Genomic DNA, 17,293 nt, shown 5'->3' on the forward strand with positions numbered 1-17,293 from the left:
AGGTTATCTCTTCAGAGTTTGCTTGCCATTCGTCTGTCCTTTTGCCATAGGTCCATTCAGGGAGTGTTTTTTCCATTCATGGATTTCTGGATAGAATGAGCGCAACAACTCGATCTTTAAGCATTATTTAACTTCAGGGAGAACAATGAAATTACCAGGAAATTTTCAGTTGTCGGCCTTCCACGGGTTAGCGTTTATCGCTGTCAGTTTTGGATTACTGACACTCAAATCCGGCGGGAGTGTTCTTTTTATTGATGGTTCGGCACGGCAAGCCGCCGGGGCTTATGTGCCATGGATTGTCTGGTTTAATTTTTTGATGGGGTTTGTTTATATTGTAGCTGGCATTGGCTTCTGGATGCGTAAAACTTGGAGCCATCGGCTGGCTTTGATGATTTTTTTTGCAACTATTGTAGTCTTCGCAGGTCTGGAAATCCATGTTCTGCTGGGTGGCGCTTATGAACAACGCACGGTGGGTGCCATGATTTTCAGGGCGGCAGTGTGGTTTTTTCTGTTCTGGCGTTCAGGTTTGAAATTGCGGGATCAGCAGAATAACTCAACCGCATGAGCATGCATAGAACATCACAATTTACGTAAGCGTTCAGCTTTTAGTATTCAGCTTTCAGTGTTTATGCGCCTCAGAAGCATTATGACTCAATAGCAGAAAATATCGTTTGGCTTCCAGGCCTTGAGACTTTCTGAAAACTGATAGCTGACGGCTGAACGCTTACCAATTTACATGGTATTCAATCCAATCACAAAGAAACAATCATTGCTTGAGGAGGAGACAATTGTGGAACAGGTAACTCTTGGGGATGTGACCAATGTTTGCGAATTTATTCTCAATCATGGCCGACTTCAGCCTGAAAAAATCGCATTAGCGGTTCCAAAAGAATGGGACACAACCAAAGTGCATCGCTATGAAACCGTCACGTTTGGCGAAATGTACCGCAAGGTCGGAAATTACCAGGAAGGCTTCCGCAAATTGGGGCTGAAGGACAAGGATCGGGTCATCATTCTGTTTAGGCCCGGTGTGGATTTTTATGCCATTGTGCTGGCCTTGCTTTCTGGAGGTCAGGTTCCGTTGTTCATTGAAGCGGGAATGGGATTCAAACGGATTTATCAGGCGCTGGAAGATTCGAAAGCGGTGGCTGTGATCAGCATGGAAGAGATTCTTAAATACCGGTTTTTGTTGCCTGTTCTGCTCAAAATGAAATTGTTTTCAATCGACTCAACAGGGTTCCTGGTGCGTTCAGTGAACCATCTTTATGTGGAAAATGCTCCGCCGTTGACCATTGTTCCCAGAAAGCCGGCCGATTATGCCATCATCACTTTCACGTCAGGCAGTACTGGACGACCCAAGGCGGCTGACCGCAATCACGGAAGTCTGCTGGAACAGCACCATGCCATCAAGGCCAATTGGACCAGCGACGCGGATGATGTGGATATGACTTGTTTCCCAGTGTTTGTGTTGCATAACATGAGTTGTGGCATCACTTCGGTTCTGCCCGCGATTGATCTGACCAAACCCGCTGAAGTCTCTCCGCCAGTGGTGATTTCACAGACCCGGGAATGGGGCGTGACCCGTATGAGTGGCGCCCCGGCCTATGTCAGCAAAATCATCAACTATCTTCGGGAAGAGCATATCACCATTCCTTCTCTCAGAGGCATTGCCTGTGGCGGCGCTCCGGTTCCACGTGAACTGTGTAAAACGATTGTGGAAACCCTGCCGCACGCTGAATCAGCGGTCGTCTATGGCTCCACTGAAGCAGAACCGGTGGCGCATGTTCATATGTCTGAAATTGCGGAGTCGGAAGGCGAAGGCTTTCTGGTAGGAAAACCGGTGGCTCTGATTGAACTGGAAATTGTCACCATTCCGGATGAATTGCCCGGGGTCGATGAACGGGGATTGGTTCCTTATCGGGTGAAAACCGGTGAACCTGGAGAAATTGTGGTGAAAGGACGTCATGTTCTGCGGGAATATATTGATAACCCCCGGGCGAACCGGGAAAACAAGATTCAGACTCCAGACGGCAATATCTGGCACAGAACCGGAGATGTCGGATATCAGGATGCTCAGGGGCGAATCTGGTTGCTCGGACGTCGTTCTGATATGGTATTGCACCATGGCAAACAACTGTTCCCGTTCAAGATAGAAATTATGGTCAATGCACTGGAAGGAATCAGGCAATCTGCACTGGTCCAGCATCCTGACCGAAGCCGTGGCATTATGTTTGTGGAATTGAAACCGGGGGCCTCTTCAGTCAGCGTTCAAACAAAGTTGAATGAAAGAGTTCTGCGGGAAAAAATCATTGGGCTTGAAATCCGTGTACTGGATCAATTACCGATGGATGGCCGGCACAACAGCAAGGTAGACCGGCCCAAATTGAGAAAAATGCTGATGAAATAATCAGTAATATTAAACACATCTAACCAATATTATTGTTTGGTCAATGTGCGGGTTATCGTGTCCGCGGCACCACATCCCAACATTGTCAGATCCACCGGGCCATAGCTGAGGCTGGAAACACTGTTAGAAGTAGAAACTTCCCAGGGAATATCGCCTTCAGGATCTTCAGCCTCGTTTTCAAATACATCGTTAGCCAGCGTTGTACCATCCAGTTCCTGTGACGTGCCATTCACTGTGGCGGAAAAAGTACATCCCGTAGGTTCAAACGTATAGGTTTCTTCACCTGTTTCCTGAAAATAGGGTTCCTCGTTTTTCTTCACTTTTCCAGTTCGTGTCAATTTACAGTCAGCATCCTGAATCACTTCTGACACCGCACCATCCGCTAGAGTCAAGGTGTGTGTAACGCCGTCCAAATTACCCATGAATGCCATGTAATACGGCAGTTCATAGACCGATCCAGTCTGACCGCTGGAACAACTGATCGCTGAAGCCGTATAGGTTCCATCAGCCAAGGCCGCCGCTTTTGTTTCATCATCCTCATCTTCTTCTGTACTGCAAGCTGCAAATACCAGTGCTGGTACTGTCAGGCAGGCCAACCATTTAGTTAGTCTCATAGTCTCTCCTTATTTAGTTTATTAAGAAGCCTTTTGGTAAAAAATAGTATATTTACCTTATGGTGGTTTAAGATACTGATAATATTTTGATAATTTTTTAGTATTCTTATTTTGAATGAGAAAATGAAACATGTTGAGCATATTTTGAAAGTAGACTAAATAGGTCCATAATATATTCTTTTTGAAATCAATAGTTTGGCTATTTAATAAAAAGGTATTCTTTTTTACCAAAAGGCTTCTAAATAACCGAAGTCTTGTTTCTAACGAAAATCAGTGCCACATCCTCATTTTATGTACCACTCCTTGTTCCTCTACATAACTCAATCAACAAACGTCAAATATTTTTTTTATTTTTTTACTACAGCATGAAGCAAGCTTTTTCTTGACCCCAATAACGGAGCGTGCTTGAATGCGCCCAACATTTACATGGACTCTGTTTTTGTCACAATCATTTCCGGTATTCAGAGGAATTTATGACGATATGCGCTGTTATCAATCAAAAAGGGGGCGTGGGTAAAACCACTATGACTGTGAATCTGGCCGCGGCACTGGCTCAGAAAGGCTATTCCATTCTGGCGGTGGATCTTGATCCGCAGGGAAACCTCGGGGCTCATCTGGGGTTTTTGCCAGACGAACTGGAATGGACCCTGTACAACGCGTTGCTGAGACGCCCGGTCAGTCAGTTTGATTCCGAACGCCCCCTGGAGCAGGTGATTTATGAAACAGACATTCCCAATCTCCATGCGGTGCCCTCCAATCTGGAACTTTCATCCGCTGAAATTGAAATGGCTGGCATCATGGGGCGAGAAGCCTTGTTGCGTGAAATTCTGACACCGGTTTCCAGTCATTATGATTTTATTCTGATTGATTGTCCGCCCTCATTAGGCTTGTTGTCGACCAATGCGCTGGCGGCGGCGGATGAAGTTCTGATTCCGTTCCAGACTGAATTTTTCGCGCTCAAAGCCATCACTCAATTGCTGGATGTGATCAGTCTGATCAAGAAACGGGGGATCAATCCCAAACTGGAAATTGGTGGATTTGTCGGAACATTGGCTGATATGCGAAAAAACCTGCATCGTGAAGTGATCCATTCGGTGCAGGAACGTTTTGGTAAACAGGTGTTTGAAACCTTCATCCGGCACAATGTGGCACTGGCAGAAAGTCCAAGCCATGGAGAAACCATTTTTCAGCATTCTTCAAAAAGCAAGGGCGCGACCGATTATCAAAGTCTGGCCGATGAGTTTCTGATGCGGAAGGGCATGAAGGTTTGACGGGGTGGAGGAACCCGTTTCCGGGTTCCTGCTAAATCAGCGCAGATACTGAAAAAATTGTTTATCGGCGCTCATGATGAGGGTGGTGTCATTTTGCAGGGTTTCACGATACACATCATGGGATCGTTTGAAGGCGTAAAACTCAGGGTCTTTCTGAAAGGCCGCCGCATAAATCTCCAGGGCTTTCGCATCGGCCGCACCATGGAGTTCTTCAGAGGTTTTCTTGGCCGCCGCAAGAATGGTGATCCGGTCCCGATCAGCGGCAGACCTGATTTCCAATGCGCGTTCTTCGCCTTCGGAACGATAGGTTTTGGCAATCCTGCGTCGTTCTGCTTCCATCCGGCCAAACACAGCCCGACTGTTGGCCTCAGGCAAATCAGCGCGTTTGATGCGAACATCCGTGATTTCAATCCCGAACTTTTGTGCGGCTTCCTGTGACAGTTTGGTGATCTGTGTCATGATATCATTTCGGCTTCCTGACACAATTTCCACAATCGTGTGTCGCCCCAGAACTTCACGGGTCTGTGAATAAATAATGTCATCCAGACGCGCCTGAGCCCCTTCCACAGAGCGAACCGTTTCATAGAATTTCAGCGGGTCGGTCACACGCCACCTGGCGTAATTATCCACCAGCATTTCCTTTTTATCCTGAGTAAAAATACCTCCCGGATCAGCGTCATAGGTCAGCAAACGGTTGTCTACATAAAATATTTTCGTGATAAACGGAATCTTGAATTTAAGACCAGGTTCCAGGTGTACGGTCACGGGATCTCCCAGGCGGATCTCAATTGCATATTGAGTTTTATCCACAACATAGGTAGTCAAATAAAAAAGGGCCACCAATCCAATGATTCCAAAGGTGATTTGTTTGAGCATCATCTGAACTCCTGATTGATTAAGATACTGGGGAAAACAACAGGGATTGCCTCCCGGTTTTGAGATAAATTCGAGTTCAGCGTGTAACGTGTGGCCGATTAAAAAGCAAGTTCTTAAACCCGTTATTCTGAAACCCCTAACTGTCAGGTGTTGTTGATGTTTGGCTCTAAAAAATCGGTTCGTCATCAACAGGCTGTGATCGATCTGGCCCTGAAGCAAATCAGAAAAATGCTGGAGGAAATGCAGGGCGATGGAAAGGACCTGACTCGACTCAAATTGAAAAGATTTCAGAAAACCCACCATATCAGTTGTCGTTGTCCACAATGCCGGGAAGCAAAAAGTAAAGAGGATCCACGCTTACGCGGGATGCTGGAGGACGGGTTCAAAGTGTATATCGAAGGGGAATCCAAAGAGGAATAAACATTCAACAGGGGAGACTTTATGAAAATCATGGGAATCACAGGGTGTCTGGTTTTATCAATGTACTTATCCGCTGGAACCTCTGCCGCATGGGCCGGGCGGATTGACTCAGGCCTCTGGAAACAGACCTCTTCCACCGCCGGAGAATGTCTGGAATGCCAGCTCACTATCACTGAAGAAACACCGCACACTCTAAAGATGGTGGCCAACAATGGTTGGATCGGGTATGTGTATTATGTGCCTGTCAAAGATGAATACCACGGTTTTTTTGAATTGCAGAAAGGCGCCTCCCTACCGGGCGCCTCCAACTGGAAAAACAAGGTATTCACCCTCAAGGCCTACCATGATCTGGTCACTCTGACCATTGAGGCCCAGAGCGAAAAAATCAGGTTTAAGGCAACGTTTCGCAAGGTGCCCCAGGGCGTTTTGTGACAGTAAAATTTGATCAACAACCAAACTGGTCGCTGACAACCGAGAACTTACAACTGTCGAGTTAATCAACTTGTCTTTCATGGACATCCTGTCTATTTTTTTCGACCCTGATCAGCTTTTTATACTTGGAACGGGTGGAATTTGGATGTTTTTAGAAATGAATTTTCTCATAATTCCAGATCTAAACCGTTACGTGTATATCTCAGGAAGAATAAAAATCCTACATCACAGGCATAAGGAAACAGTATGAAGAATATGACGGTTCAAGAAGCGGAAAATATGTACAAAATCCGCAGTTGGGGAAATGATTTTTTCAAGATCAATGAAAAAGGGAATGTTGAAGTGTTGCCTAACTCTGATGGCGTTTGCATTGATATCAAGGAGCTGGTGGATGATATTCAGGAAAAAGGTATAGGATTGCCTGTCTTGATACGGTTTTCGGACATCCTCGAAAAAAGAATTCAAAAGCTTTATACCTGTTTTGACCGTGCTATTCAAAAATATAGTTACAAGGGAAATTACTTTGGTGTTTATCCCATTAAAGTGAATCAGCAACGTCAGGTTGTTGAGGAGTTTGTTAAATTTGGGCATCCTTATAATTTTGGACTTGAGGCAGGTTCCAAACCGGAACTGCATGCTGTTTTAGCCATGACTGACAATCCCAACGCGCTTATTATTTGTAATGGTTACAAGGATAAGGATTTTATTCAGATGGCGTTGATGGGGCAGAAACTGGACAGAAAAATTATTCTGGTTGTTGAAAAAGTTCCTGAACTGGAAAACATCATTAGAGTCTCAAAAAGCCTGGGGATTCGTCCCTGTATTGGCTTAAGAATCAAACTGATCAGTGAAGGCGCTGGTAAATGGGAATCTTCCGGCGGTGAATTTTCCAAATTTGGACTTTCCGCGGCAGAAACCATTTTCGCAATTGAAATGGCCTCAAGAGAAGGGATGTCAGACTGTGTCCAGTTGCTCCATTTCCATCTGGGAAGTCAGATTACGGATATTTTCCAGATCAAGGGTGCCTTGAAAGAAATTGGCCGATTTTACGCGGAACTCTATAAATCCGGTTGTTCAATCAATTACATTGATGTCGGGGGTGGCCTGGGCGTGGATTATGACGGTTCAAAATCCACCACGCAAGCCAGTATCAACTATAGTGTTCAGGAATATGCCAATGATATTGTTCAGCATCTGTTCAGAATCTGCGATGAAGGTGATTTGCCTCATCCCAATATCATTTCAGAATCAGGAAGAGCGTTGACTGCCTATCATTCAGTGATGGTGTTTGACGTGCTGGAGGCCACTTCTCTGCCTGTCTGGGATCCGAACCAGACAATTGATGAAAATGATGACGAGTCCATTTTGCAAATGTATGAAATTTTGCAAACACTGGATAATCAGGCGATGGATGGAGCCTGGCATAACGCACAGGAATTGAAAGTCCAGATTTTCCAGAAATTCAATCTGGGACTGCTTAGCCTGAAAGAACGTGCCAAGGCGGAAAGATTGTTCTGGACCATCGCACGGGGCGTGTACCGCTATTGTCAGGAACAGCAGATTTTTTCCACGGAAACCCTTTCTTTAAAAAAACATCTGGCCGATAAATATTTTTGTAACTTTTCAATTTTTCAATCCGTTCCAGATTCATGGGCGATTGACCAGTTGTTTCCCATCATGCCAATCCATCGCCTGAATGAATTTCCTACCAAGGAAGCAACACTTCAGGATATTACCTGTGATTCCGATGGGAAAATAGAACGCTTTATCGGCGATGGCTTACGTGGTCCCAATTCTGTGTTGCCTGTTCATGAATTCAGTTTGCAGGAACCCTATCTGCTGGGAATTTTTCTGGTAGGCGCCTATCAGGAAATTCTCGGGGATCTGCATAATCTGTTCGGTGATACCAACATGGTGCATGTGGCCTTGACCGAGGACGGGGCATGGCGTTATGAACAGATTATTGAGGGCGAAAACATTGCGGATGTGCTGGATTATGTGCAATTCAAAGCGGATGACCTGCTGCAACGCATGTCCCACCTGATCGGCATCAGTCTTGGTCAGGGAAAAATACTGCCGCATGAAGCTCGTGACCTGATGGATCTCTACAAACAGGGACTTCAGGGCTATACTTATTTAAGTCGGAATCGCTAAGGAACGCTCAAAAAATAACATGGCAGACTTTCTGGTTACGAACGTCCCGTTCGTAACCGTTCCATGACCACCTCCGGAGGGTCACGTCTGTTAAGTTAAGCCCTGTGAAGTCACTGGCACCAATTCCCCCTTGGTTTAAGGGGGGTAGGGGGATGTTATTCTGAGCGTTATATCCCCCGCCCCCTTTGAAAAGGGGGATTTTCTCGCAGGTAATTTCTTAACTTAACTTAACAGCCTTGCTCCGGTGGGTGCGAAGCTCTGCTTCGCCTGGTGGATAACGTGCCCCACGGGACGTAGGGGCACGAGCAAACTTGTACAACTTATTCTTTTGCCCTTCAGAAAGGAACCCTATGGAACCACAAAAAAAAATTAATTTTCTCTATCGGATTTTCATTTATTCTTTCATCTGTTTTTTCAGAATCATGTTCAGCGGAAAATTCGCCAGCATGGTATATGCTCAGGCCATGTTGCTGAAACAGGAAAAAAATACACTTTCTGAGGAAGAAGTTAACGCGGAAGAACCAACTCAGAAAATTGAATCTTCAGTGCCCACTCCACAAAAAGAGACTCTTGTGGACGGCATTCAGTTGTTGTCCCTGTTGCAAAAATCCGGACGGCTGGTTGATTTTTTAAATCAGGATATCACAGCGTTTCCTGATCAGGATGTCGCCGGTGCGGCCAGGGTTGTGCATCAGGGGTGTAAAGCTGTGATTGATGATTATTTTAAAATTGTTCCTCTTTTGAAGGAGACAGAAGGCTCTACCTTCAAGGTCAATGCTGGCTATAATCCGTTTGAAATTCAGATTTCAGGCAATACAGGCCGGACAGCGCCTTTTCAGGGAGAAGTTGTTCATCATGGCTGGAAAGTTGAAGCCTGCAATCTTCCCAAAATAACAGATGCAAGAGCACGAATGATTCTGGCACCTGCTGAAATCGAAATTTGATCAATTATTAGTTCTGGAGAAATTGTGAGTCTGCTGGATAGTTTGAATAAAAAACTGTTTGAAAAACTGGGGCTTTCCCTTGAAATTGAAGGATTCCTCTTTGGTTTGAAAAAGATGCGGTTCGGTATGCTCCGGATCTGCCGGAAGAATAAACTTCCCGTCGAAATTTCAGATGTTCTGTTTTTTCCAAAACTGGAATCGCTCGTTCGAATATCTGGTAAATTCCAATTCACCCGCCTGCAAATGGATCATTTTTTAATCACCAATGGCGAAGGCAGTTTTTATTTGCACAAGGATACCGCAACCGTCAATGTGGAAGGCTATTGGCAGAAACAGCCTGTAACAATGAATATTGCGCTGGACTGGGGGAAATCCGCTTCAAAGGAACAGGATCATGTAGAACTTCATTTCCTGTTTGAAAGTGCGTTGCTCTCACCCCGAAAAGTATTCAAATCAGGCTCTGTGCTTGAATTTGAAGCACCTTTTGCCCTGGATCTCAAATCACAGATTCCCAAAAACTATTTCCAAATTCCCAATTTTAACCAGCTTTCCTGGGAAGGATCCCTGGAAGCCAAATCCCTGGTGCTGGATGTTGTCAGGTTTCCCAGTTTCATTCTCAAAACAGCCAAAAAAGAAAATCACGCAGGGGTACTCAGAACAGAAAGCAATGACCCTCAAGGCCTTAAAACCACGCTGAAACTTGATTATCATTCCGGTTATTCCCTGGATGGTGTGCTCGAATTCAACCAACCGCTCCTGAGTTTGTTATTGAAAAAGACCGTAGAGTTTGAAGGCTTTGGCGAGGCGGTGCACATGAATCTGCAACTCAACGCGGAATCACCCTCCATGTCACAACTGTTCAAGATGATTCACATGGATGGGCATTTCAGAGTGACACCTGAAACGCCAAGATTGTTTGATTATCATATTTTTGATGGAACGTTCATTCTGGATGGTGAACAGCTCAATATCCAGATCCCGGAAATCCGTATGAAAGAAGGCAAACTGCGTTTGAGCTATGTGAACCTGTGGAATGGAGAGCTTAAGTACGGATTTTATCTGAACAAGGTGGAGGTGGCGCCTTTTTCAGAAATGTTTGATCAGTCACGGGAACGTAAAGTCACTGCTTCTGAAACTATGGGAATTATCCAAAATCCAGTGTCACAGATGTTTGAACGTTCACTGGGATTGAAAGGCCTTGCGACAGGAAAGGTTGAAAGTGTCCAGAATCCCGGAAAAAATATCGCGGATGCGGTGATTGATTTACGGATTGATGATGGCGAATTTTTCAAGGCTACAGAATGGTTTCAGCGGGTAGCCCCATGGAAAGAATTCAGGGAATTTCGCAAGCAATTTGTGAGTCTGGGAGGATTTCATCATCTGATTGTCCAAATTCAGAAATCCGGACATGAATACCATATTGGTCAGCTTAAACTGCTGGGACACCTGCAACAGAATCTGAGCTTATCCGGATCTATCAAGGAAGGCGGCAAACTGGACATGGTCTTTGACGCCTCATTTTTTCAGGACATGCCATCCTGGATTGTGACAATCAAAGGTCCGTTCAAAGCACCTTTGATCCTGCCGGCCCCAGGCAAAATGGCTGAAAAACTGTTTCGATCCTCACAAAAAGCATTTAAAGGCGTATTTGATACTTTGAAAGATCTGACCAAATCAGAAGATTGATTTAATCTCACTCACCATTGATTTCTGAACGCCACACTTTGGACGGATAAAACGTTACAACGCGGCGTTCATTAATTTCATAAGATTTTTTGGTTTTTGGATCGCGTCCCGGTCTGGGAGTTTTGTCACGCAATTCAAATTTCCCAAAACCACTGATCAGCACATTCTCCCCGGATTCCAGCGTTTCTTTAACCATTTCCAGAATATCATTGACGATTTTTTCCGCATCTCCAAATGAAATACCTTCCTGACGCTGAATTTCACGGATAATATCTACTTTAACCATACTTGCCTCTGTTTACATGGATCACAGTTGTTTTTTAATGGGGATGACTCATTGGTAACAACTTGAAGACCTTTAAATAATCACCCCGGAAAAACATGAACTTGCTTCCTCAAGTCCTCCAACATTCGAAAATCTTTGGTCTTTTATACTGAGTTGCCTTCGGCATAATCAAGAAGTTTTTCTTGATGCACTCAAAATTTTATGAAATTCCTCAAAAATTGGAGGAAAAGCTATATTTTTTGGCGTTTTCTCATACGTTTGATGAAAAATCCGATTCCAATTAAAGCTACCAAAGTAGGAATCGCCAGCATATTCAGGACCATCAACCAATTTCCAAGGCTTTCAATATCCTGTCTAAGAATCTTACGGACTTCCCGCAGTCGTTTTTTTGTTTTTAATTCTTCTTCCCTGAATTGCTCAATTTCTTTCTGGAGTTCAGGCGTCAGCAATAATTTTCGTTGCTTCCCTGCCTGGTCCTGCAGAGACTGAAGTTTTTGCCGAACCTCATCCAGTTTTTGCTGAAGCATGGCTTCTTCTTCCTGATAGCGGAACATGGCTTGTTGCTGTATTTCAATCAAAGTAGTGAACGGTCTGGTAAATCGTCCTCTGGATCTGATGCTCATCAGGGCTTCATTTCCTGACAGAAACTCCACCGCGTTCATGGCAAAGTTAAGATTGTCATTGGTGGGCTGAATGATGACTTGTCCGAGGAATCCCATTTTTTGAACAGAAAAGGCATCACTGATAAAATCCACATCACTCACGATCAGAATGGTATTGGCTTCTTTGGCTTTATTCAGGTGTGGATGTGTCAACGCTGGAGCCGGGGTTTCGGCATCGCCTTCCTGTGCTTCCCTAGCGGGTTGGCCTGCGGGAAACGCTGTTTCAAAGGTGCCTCGAATCAGACCTGCCACCGCTTTTTGTGTCTGGTCAGGTTTTAGGGTTTTAAGAATCTGTTCCGGTCCGGAGAAGCGCATCATGAAGGCATCGACCAGGCCACTGTCAGTTGTGGTTTGAATCAATGGCGTCCATTCGACATCGGCATCCTTGATTTTTTTGAGTGCGCCGCTTTCCACAAAAAACATATTTTCCAACTGGCTGGTGACAGGATGTGTGTTATCCAATGCTTCAGGATTCATGGTCATCCAGAGCGGAAAACGAATGACTGCGCCATTGCCGGAATTGACCGGGGTCGCGTATGTGAAATCCCCAATGAGTTTACCGGATTCCATTTCAATGCCCCAGGTTTGGAATAATTTGGGGAGTTCACTGTTGTTGGCCGGCATCTGCCCGAATTGTCCATTGGGTGGCGCGTTGCGGGCATCTTCTCGTGAAAAAGGATCAACCATGACAATCACTCGACCGCCTCTCAGCACATACTGGTCAATGGCATATTGCAGTCTTTCACTGAAGGATTTGGGATGAATCACGAGCAGAATTTTAATGTCATCCGCAATTTCTTCAGTGGTGACAGGAATATGTTTCACTTCAAAGTTTTTTTCAAGTTCACTGACAACGACCCACCGGGATGACTCCGACTGACCTCTCATGAATGCCGGGGTATTGCCCATCAGATCCATGGAGGACAGGATTCCGATTTTGGTTAAATGCGGGGTGCTGAGTTTATACAGGGCCTGCGAGATATCATATTCCAGAAATTCTTCACGACGCGGATCAAAGAAGGGGATGTTGACTTCCCTGTCTACCGAAAGGCCAACCATTCCGAAATAAACCGGACTGCCGCTGGGAAGATTGACAGGATTGACGCCATATTTCTGTGCCCATTCCTCTTCTTCACTGTCTGGTTTGGGATCATAGGATTCAATTTCCAGCATGTTTCCGGAAATGTTTTTGTATTCGCCCAAAAGTTCTTCCACCCGTTGTGCATAGGTTTTGAACTGAGGCGGGATTTCCTCATTGCTTTTTGAAAAATAAAATTTGATGGTCACTTTATCTTCCAGCCCTTCAACAATTTTCCGGGTTCCGGGAGCGATCGTAAAAACTTTTTCTTCGGTGACATCCCAACGGAGGGGAATGAAATAAAAAATAACATTGATTGCAATCAGGCTGATCAGTAACAACAGAATCATGACTCCTGAATAGGATAATTGATGCCGATTCATAAAGCTTTTCTCCTAAAGTGATTTATATGAGTCCAGAATCACGACATTCATCATCAGCATGAAACCGATGATGCTTCCAAAATAAACAATATCTCTCAAATCAACCACACCTCTGCGAATCGCGTTGAAATGGGTGGTAAAACTGAACTGGCTGATCAAATCAGAAATCCATACCGGAAAAACCGCATTCAGAACATCCGCCATAACTCCCCAGCCTAACAGAACCAGAACCAGGCAGATGATGACACTGAGGATAAAACTGATGACCTGATTTTTGGTCAGTGCGGAGGTGCAGCTTGAGATGGCGAGATAGGCACCGGCCATCAAGGCACTGCCTAAATACCCCGCAATGATCGGACCATTGTCAGGTTCTCCCAGAAATTGTACGGTCAGAATCATGGGGAACGTCAGAACCAGTGCGATTGTGATGAAAGCCCATGCTGCCAGAAATTTTGAGAACACAACGGTAAACAGATTTACAGGCATGGTTAACAGTAATTCAACCGTACCGGTTCGGCGTTCTTCCGCCCAGAGTCGCATGCCCACAGCAGGAATCAGGAACAGATACAGCCAGGGATGAAACAGGAAAAAGATTTCCAGTGTCGCCTGGTTCATTTTATAGAAATTCCCCAGCAGAAAGGTGCATCCAGCACTGGCCATCAGAAAAATAACAATAAAAACATAGGCCACGGGAGATCGAAAATAGCTGAACAATTCCCGTTTGAAGATAGGTAACCAACCATTCATAATACCTCTTTGAGTCAGACTGTTGTTACTTGACGGAACACTTCATCCAGATGGCCTTTTTCCACAAAAAGTTCCAGGACGTTCATGTTTTTTTCACGGAGAAATTCATCCACCTGTTGATGCAGGGTCTGCCCAGCTTTGGGAAACAGTTGAACAGAAAGATGATTGTTTTCTACCCGGGTGATTTGAACCGAGTCAACCTGGGCTAATTGCTTCAAGGCACCTGAGACCTGATCAGGTGCGGAGGTTTCTATGGTCAGACTGACAGCATTATGAAACCTGGATCTGGCCATCAATTGTTCGGGTGTTCCATCCGCCACAAGCTTGCCTTTGGCAATGATCAACGCTCTGGTACAGATGGTTTCCACTTCTTCGAGAATATGGGTCGATACCAGAACAGCCCGTTGTTCACTCAAATGTTTGATGAGTGTTCTTACTTCGTGTTTCTGATTGGGGTCTAGTCCGTCTGTGGGCTCATCCAGAATCAGGACGGGTGGTTCATGGATCAGGGATTGAGCCAGACAGGTGCGTTGACGATAACCCTTGGAAAGCGTTTCAATCATTTGATACCGAACATCTTTGAGGGCTGCCAATTCAAGAACTTTTTCAACACTGTTCTTGAGCATTTTTCCTGTCAGTCCACGGATTTCTCCCGCAAACAGCAGAAATTCCTCCACCAGCATTTCCTGATAGGACGGAGCGCTTTCAGGCAAATATCCAATATTTTTTCTTACCTCAATGGGATGTTTCTGGATGTTGAAGCCACAGACATCCGCGGTTCCACTGGTTGGCGGCAGAAAACAAGTCAGCATTTTCATAGTGGTAGATTTGCCTGCGCCATTGGGGCCCAGAAAACCAAGCACTTCACCTTTTTTAACTTCAAAGCTGATTTGATCTACCACCCGGGCAGTTCCAAAATCCTTGGTGAGTTTATCGACTCGAATCATAACAATCCCCTCAGAGAAGACAGAGTGTTGTCTGCCCATAGTTTTTGGCATAAAAAACTGTGAAGCATGAGAATGAAAGGGTTTTTATACACGGATCTTTGCTATATGAGTTTCAGAATGAATTTCTACAATCATAGAAAAACATTGATGTGGATGGGTTGAGCAAGTGACTGTTTATATTGGGGAAGCTGATACAATATAAAAAATTGGAATACAAGTTTTTTTATTCATAATCTATAGTGTTCCAGATAATTATTTCCTGGGAGCGTAGGCGTCCCGCCCGCATTTGGAGGGCAGATGCCCTCCCTCCGACCAAATTATTTTTCTGGAATACTATATATTTTGTCTAAAGTGGCCGAAAATATGACCAACCCCAAAATCAGGAATGATGAAGATCCATGTGATAAATGTCTTCAATCTGGTGTTTGCCTGAAATGCAGAGTTCCATATCTTGTAAAATTCCGTCTTCCATTCGATAAATCCAGCCATGCACAGAAAGCGGTTGTTCTCGTTGCCAGGCCTGTTGGACAAAATTGGTATGGCATAAATTGAACACCTGATAGTGAACATTCATTTCACACATAAGGTCGATCCGTTTGTCTTCTTCAGGAATGGAATCAATCTGTTCTCGATTGAGATAATAAATATCTTTAATATTCCGCAACCAGTTGTCCAGAAGACCCATTGATTTTTTTTCCATTGCAGACCGGATCCCGCCACAACCATAATGTCCGCAAATGATGATGTGTGGAATTTTCAGAACTTCCACAGCGTATTGAATCACGCACAAACAATTCATATCCGTATGCACCACCATATTGGCAATATTCCGATGCACAAACATTTCACCGGCGTCAACTCCTGTGATTTCGTTAGCCGGCACACGACTGTCTGAACAACCGATCCACAAATAGGAAGGTCGTTGTTCTTTTGCCAGCCGGACAAAATAATCAGGATCTTCCTTTGATTTATCGGCAGCCCATTGACGATTTAATTTAAATAATGAGGCAAGTTGCTTCACAGGGATCTCCAGTTACAAAATGGCCAATCGGACATCTTCGTGATCCTTGAAAGTTTCCAGAATTTCTTTCCAGATTCTGGATTCAGTATCACGACGAGTTCGGGGGTTACAAAGATATCTCAAAGTCAAAACCAAACCCTTGGGTGGAATGAAACTCACATGAGTGTACACGGTTGGTGTCAAGTGTCGAAATATAATAAAGTAATTTTCATCAGGTCTGGCAGGTGTGGCTGGCTCGCAACATTTATCAAGAATGCCTCTGAGCAGAATTTCTGCTTTCTGCCAGTTGCATGAAAAATCCAGGTAAACAGGAATCTCATGCCAGATATAGGGAAATCCCATCATATAATTGGCAATGGGCTGATTCAGAACCGTGCTATTTGGGATTTTGATCAGTCTGCCGGAACTTTGCTCAGCCTGTATCCAGCCACCAACTTCCATGAGGGTGAAATAAAAAATCCCGATATCCACCACATCGCCTTTGTTGTTGACGATTTCAATTCTGTCACCGATTGAAAACAGATGCCGCCACTGTATAAAAATCCAGCCCATAAAATTGGTCAGTGTTTCTTTCTGAGAAATAACCAATGCGGCCGCGGTGATTCCCAAAAAGGTTGAAATGGGCTGTAATCCTCCCAGCCAAAGCTTTCCCAGCAAAATGATCAGGAAAAAAGTAATCAGATAGAAAAATAATTTCTTCCGGATAAATGCGCCTTTGGAATCCTTGATTGCCAGGGAAAGGATTTTTTCAGCAATTTTATCCACCGACCAGAAGAGAAAAAACAAAACGATCGTGCCAACGATCTTTTCCGGAAGATTTTGTTCGCCAATTTTTGCAAACAGATTCAATTCATTCCAATAATTTTCGAACCACATACTACCGTTAAGGAATGAATAATGTTCTATGAATTAATGAAGAACGGGGAAGGAAAATAGGAGGAACACCGGGAATTTTCAAATTAAAACTTCGGGCAGAGCGCCCGAAGTCAGATGTTGTGTCAAAATACAATGACAGGATGCTTATTTTGATACTTTTTTCAGAAGATCCGCAGCCAATTCTCCAGCTTTTTCATTGATTTGGCGGATGGTGTCATAAACACTGCCAATGGTTTGATCGTGCTTTTCCTTGGCACCTTTGACCTGAGCGGCAATTGGTCCGATTTTTTCCAGCATTTCAAACGGAAGACTGGAAATCTTTTTATGAACTTCTTCTACGGTGGTGGCGCCTTTATTGATTGCATCCTGAACAACTTTCTGTAACTCTTCAACTTTAATCATACTCTTCTCCTCTGTGAATAATTATTAATGAAACATGAACCACAATGGCTTAATTCAGTCAATTTACACAATTTCCTGAGGCTGAAC

17 protein-coding genes are annotated in these 17,293 nt (G+C 44.4%); 8 read left to right on the top strand and 9 right to left on the bottom strand.

Translation table 11 applies throughout. From position 1 onward, the window contains the following. The first annotated feature begins 145 nt into the window (after positions 1-145). Positions 146-565, top strand: a complete 420-nt coding sequence (locus HQM11_10360; protein ID MBF0351424.1) for a hypothetical protein — start codon at positions 146-148, stop codon at positions 563-565. A gap of 225 nt (positions 566-790) precedes the next feature. After that, positions 791-2,407: an AMP-binding protein gene (locus tag HQM11_10365; protein MBF0351425.1), complete on the top strand. Its 1,617-nt coding sequence runs from the start codon at positions 791-793 to the stop codon at positions 2,405-2,407. Between the two features lie 29 nt (positions 2,408-2,436). On the opposite strand, the gene HQM11_10370 is transcribed toward HQM11_10365, so the two are convergent. Then, on the bottom strand, positions 2,437-3,021 hold the full coding sequence (locus HQM11_10370) for a hypothetical protein (GenBank protein MBF0351426.1): 585 nt from the start codon (positions 3,019-3,021) through the stop codon (positions 2,437-2,439). 473 nt (positions 3,022-3,494) lie between these two features. Here HQM11_10370 and HQM11_10375 point away from each other — a divergent pair, with 473 nt between their 5' ends. Further along, positions 3,495-4,292 (top strand): ParA family protein, encoded by a 798-nt coding sequence (locus HQM11_10375; protein ID MBF0351427.1) that lies wholly within the window; start codon positions 3,495-3,497, stop codon positions 4,290-4,292. A gap of 36 nt (positions 4,293-4,328) precedes the next feature. Here HQM11_10375 and HQM11_10380 read toward each other — a convergent pair whose 3' ends face one another. Next, positions 4,329-5,168, bottom strand: coding sequence for a protease modulator HflC (locus tag HQM11_10380; GenBank protein MBF0351428.1), 840 nt, complete (start codon positions 5,166-5,168; stop codon positions 4,329-4,331). Positions 5,169-5,324: 156 nt separating this feature from the next. Here HQM11_10380 and HQM11_10385 point away from each other — a divergent pair, with 156 nt between their 5' ends. The 5 genes from HQM11_10385 (at position 5,325) to HQM11_10405 (ending at position 10,804) form a co-directional block, all read left to right on the top strand. Beyond that, complete coding sequence (locus HQM11_10385) at positions 5,325-5,588, top strand: hypothetical protein (protein ID MBF0351429.1); 264 nt, start codon at positions 5,325-5,327, stop codon at positions 5,586-5,588. Positions 5,589-5,609: 21 nt separating this feature from the next. After that, complete coding sequence (locus HQM11_10390; GenBank protein ID MBF0351430.1) at positions 5,610-6,020, top strand: hypothetical protein; 411 nt, start codon at positions 5,610-5,612, stop codon at positions 6,018-6,020. A gap of 246 nt (positions 6,021-6,266) precedes the next feature. Next, on the top strand, positions 6,267-8,174 hold the full coding sequence (speA, locus tag HQM11_10395) for a biosynthetic arginine decarboxylase (protein MBF0351431.1): 1,908 nt from the start codon (positions 6,267-6,269) through the stop codon (positions 8,172-8,174). A 350-nt stretch (positions 8,175-8,524) separates the two neighbouring features. Then, on the top strand, positions 8,525-9,118 hold the full coding sequence (locus HQM11_10400; protein MBF0351432.1) for a DUF2760 domain-containing protein: 594 nt from the start codon (positions 8,525-8,527) through the stop codon (positions 9,116-9,118). A 24-nt stretch (positions 9,119-9,142) separates the two neighbouring features. Next, on the top strand, positions 9,143-10,804 hold the full coding sequence (locus HQM11_10405; protein MBF0351433.1) for a hypothetical protein: 1,662 nt from the start codon (positions 9,143-9,145) through the stop codon (positions 10,802-10,804). A gap of 7 nt (positions 10,805-10,811) precedes the next feature. Here HQM11_10405 and HQM11_10410 read toward each other — a convergent pair whose 3' ends face one another. The 7 genes from HQM11_10410 to HQM11_10440 form a co-directional block, all read right to left on the bottom strand. Further along, positions 10,812-11,090, bottom strand: coding sequence for an integration host factor subunit alpha (locus HQM11_10410; GenBank protein ID MBF0351434.1), 279 nt, complete (start codon positions 11,088-11,090; stop codon positions 10,812-10,814). Between the two features lie 230 nt (positions 11,091-11,320). Next, on the bottom strand, positions 11,321-13,213 hold the full coding sequence (locus HQM11_10415) for a Gldg family protein (protein ID MBF0351435.1): 1,893 nt from the start codon (positions 13,211-13,213) through the stop codon (positions 11,321-11,323). Between the two features lie 12 nt (positions 13,214-13,225). Further along, positions 13,226-13,960, bottom strand: a complete 735-nt coding sequence (locus HQM11_10420) for an ABC transporter permease subunit (protein MBF0351436.1) — start codon at positions 13,958-13,960, stop codon at positions 13,226-13,228. Between the two features lie 14 nt (positions 13,961-13,974). Further along, a complete protein-coding gene (locus HQM11_10425; GenBank protein ID MBF0351437.1) occupies positions 13,975-14,907 on the bottom strand; it encodes an ATP-binding cassette domain-containing protein in 933 nt (310 codons plus the stop codon). Positions 14,908-15,286: 379 nt separating this feature from the next. Further along, positions 15,287-15,928 carry a carbonate dehydratase gene (can, locus tag HQM11_10430; GenBank protein MBF0351438.1) on the bottom strand — a complete coding sequence of 214 codons (642 nt, stop codon included), beginning with the start codon at positions 15,926-15,928 and terminating at the stop codon, positions 15,287-15,289. Positions 15,929-15,940: 12 nt separating this feature from the next. Continuing rightward, the gene (locus HQM11_10435) at positions 15,941-16,804 is read right to left on the bottom strand and encodes a mechanosensitive ion channel family protein (GenBank protein MBF0351439.1); all 864 of its coding nucleotides are present in this window, start codon (positions 16,802-16,804) and stop codon (positions 15,941-15,943) included. Positions 16,805-16,948: 144 nt separating this feature from the next. Continuing rightward, positions 16,949-17,206, bottom strand: coding sequence for a hypothetical protein (locus HQM11_10440; protein ID MBF0351440.1), 258 nt, complete (start codon positions 17,204-17,206; stop codon positions 16,949-16,951). Positions 17,207-17,293 lie beyond the last annotated feature (87 nt).

Source organism: SAR324 cluster bacterium (assembly GCA_015232315.1).
Classification (GTDB): Bacteria; SAR324; SAR324; order SAR324; family NAC60-12; genus JADFZZ01.

Bases quoted from the DNA above. Each gene is read 5' to 3' on its own strand.
- HQM11_10360 (MBF0351424.1), top strand. From the start codon at position 146: ATGAAATTACCAGGAAATTTTCAGTTGTCGGCCTTCCACGGGTTAGCG.
- HQM11_10370 (MBF0351426.1), bottom strand. From the start codon at position 3,021: ATGAGACTAACTAAATGGTTGGCCTGCCTGACAGTACCAGCACTGGTA.
- HQM11_10375 (MBF0351427.1), top strand. From the start codon at position 3,495: ATGACGATATGCGCTGTTATCAATCAAAAAGGGGGCGTGGGTAAAACC.
- HQM11_10380 (MBF0351428.1), bottom strand. From the start codon at position 5,168: ATGCTCAAACAAATCACCTTTGGAATCATTGGATTGGTGGCCCTTTTT.
- HQM11_10385 (MBF0351429.1), top strand. From the start codon at position 5,325: ATGTTTGGCTCTAAAAAATCGGTTCGTCATCAACAGGCTGTGATCGAT.
- HQM11_10390 (MBF0351430.1), top strand. From the start codon at position 5,610: ATGAAAATCATGGGAATCACAGGGTGTCTGGTTTTATCAATGTACTTA.
- speA (MBF0351431.1), top strand. From the start codon at position 6,267: ATGAAGAATATGACGGTTCAAGAAGCGGAAAATATGTACAAAATCCGC.
- HQM11_10400 (MBF0351432.1), top strand. From the start codon at position 8,525: ATGGAACCACAAAAAAAAATTAATTTTCTCTATCGGATTTTCATTTAT.
- HQM11_10410 (MBF0351434.1), bottom strand. From the start codon at position 11,090: ATGGTTAAAGTAGATATTATCCGTGAAATTCAGCGTCAGGAAGGTATT.
- HQM11_10415 (MBF0351435.1), bottom strand. From the start codon at position 13,213: ATGAATCGGCATCAATTATCCTATTCAGGAGTCATGATTCTGTTGTTA.
- HQM11_10420 (MBF0351436.1), bottom strand. From the start codon at position 13,960: ATGAATGGTTGGTTACCTATCTTCAAACGGGAATTGTTCAGCTATTTT.
- HQM11_10425 (MBF0351437.1), bottom strand. From the start codon at position 14,907: ATGATTCGAGTCGATAAACTCACCAAGGATTTTGGAACTGCCCGGGTG.
- HQM11_10435 (MBF0351439.1), bottom strand. From the start codon at position 16,804: ATGTGGTTCGAAAATTATTGGAATGAATTGAATCTGTTTGCAAAAATT.
- HQM11_10440 (MBF0351440.1), bottom strand. From the start codon at position 17,206: ATGATTAAAGTTGAAGAGTTACAGAAAGTTGTTCAGGATGCAATCAAT.